This window comes from Synechococcus sp. H55.11 (genome assembly GCF_047462475.1).
Lineage (GTDB): Bacteria > Cyanobacteriota > Cyanobacteriia > Thermostichales > Thermostichaceae > Thermostichus.
Window position 1 is genome coordinate 1 of sequence record NZ_JANSJI010000317.1, and the last position, 1,616, is coordinate 1,616.

Below are 1,616 nucleotides of genomic sequence, written 5' to 3' on the forward strand. Positions count from 1 at the left end.
ATGAGCCAAATGCAGTCCTAGCCCATTCACTGCAGAGAGGGAATACTGCTCCCAGAACCGTTACCCCCCGCCCAGCATCATTTGCCCAACACCTCAGGTTTTGTAGTCAATGAAACGTTTCTCTACGTCGTTATTGCTACGCAACGCCGCCGCGAACGCACTGGCGAGGCGGAGCGCTACCCCTAACTCCCCTCTCCCTCCGGGAGAAGGGCCGGGGGTGAGGGCTGACCCCCTCCGGGAGAGGGGCCGGGGGTGAGGGCGCTAGCAGCGCGGAGCACTTAGAAGGTAAAAAAGTAAACACCAATGAACGGCCAGATACCTTCCTACCCTTGTCCGCCCGTTCACGGCCTCAGCCCGAGCAAAGGCGGGGCTTTGCGTTGGGAAGAACGCGGGAGTCCAAACCCCGCCCCGGCAGCACCAGCCGTTCGAGCGCGTCCCTTCCTAAAATGGGCAGGGGGGAAAGGGCAACTGCTCAGCCAATACGAACCCTTTTTCCCGCGCAACTGGAACACCTATCACGAGCCCTTTTTGGGGGGTGGAGCGGTCTTTTTTCATCTGGCCCAAGGGATCCCGCGGCGCTTTGTGTTGTCGGATATCAACCCTGAGCTGGTGAATGTATATTGCTGCCTGCGGGATCGGGTGGAGGAGATCATTGCTCTGCTCAGCCACCACCAAGCCCACCACAGCCGGGAGCACTACTACACGATCCGCGCAACTCGTTTTGCGGATCCGGTGCAACGGGCGGCACGGCTGATTTACCTAAACAAAACCTGTTTCAACGGCCTCTACCGGGAAAACTCGCGGGGAGAGTTTAATGTCCCTCTGGGCCGTTACCGTCATCCCCGCATTTGCGACGCGGAGAACCTGCGGGCCGTGGCACGAGTTTTACAGGGCGTAGAGATCGCGGTGCAGCCGTTTTGGCAGGTGCTGGAACGGGCCGAACCCGGAGATTTTGTCTATCTGGATCCTCCTTACCATCCGCTGTCTGCCAGCAGCAGCTTCACCGCCTACAGCCGGTTTGCGTTTGGCGAAACCGAACAAATCCGCCTGCGAGAGGTATTTGGGACGTTGGCCGACCGAGGGGTGCAGGTGCTGCTCTCCAATTCCGATTGCCCCTTTGTGCGGGAGCTGTACCGGGATTACCCCATCCAAACCATCGTTGCCAGCCGTGCCATCAACTGCCAGGGCCACAAACGCGGTCCCATCACCGAGGTTCTGGTTCTGAGCCATCCCACCTGCAGAGCAGAGGAAGGGATCCCGTTTTACCCCAGAAGCGTCTAGGGTGATGGATGAGCAGGTTGAGATCCGAAACGGGATCTTGAGCTCCGGCACACATTTGAACAGACCATGGGGACAACAGCGCATGGATCCACGAGAAATCGAGGCGTTGCTACAGGCTGCCCTGCCCGGCGCAAGGGTGCAGGTGGAAGACACTGTCGGCGATGGCAGCCACTTTCAGGCCATTGTAGTGGCCGAGCAATTTCAGGGCCTGCCCCTGATCAAGCAGCATCGGCTGGTGAATGAGGCCTTGAAAACCTATTTACAGGATGGCCGCCTCCATGCTTTGGCTCTGCGCACCTTTACCCCCGCTCAGTGGGAGCAGTTCCGCGGGCTAG

The 1,616-nt window shown here is 59.3% G+C and carries 2 protein-coding genes; both read left to right on the forward strand.

Going from position 1 to position 1,616, the window contains the following annotated elements:
- Positions 1-303: 303 nt before the first annotated feature.
- Positions 304-1,281 (forward strand): DNA adenine methylase, encoded by a 978-nt coding sequence (locus tag NW853_RS12645; protein ID WP_414349178.1) that lies wholly within the window; start codon positions 304-306, stop codon positions 1,279-1,281.
- 82 nt (positions 1,282-1,363) lie between these two features.
- The coding region (locus tag NW853_RS12650; RefSeq protein WP_414349179.1) for a BolA family protein at positions 1,364-1,616 on the forward strand (253 nt) is incomplete at its 3' end.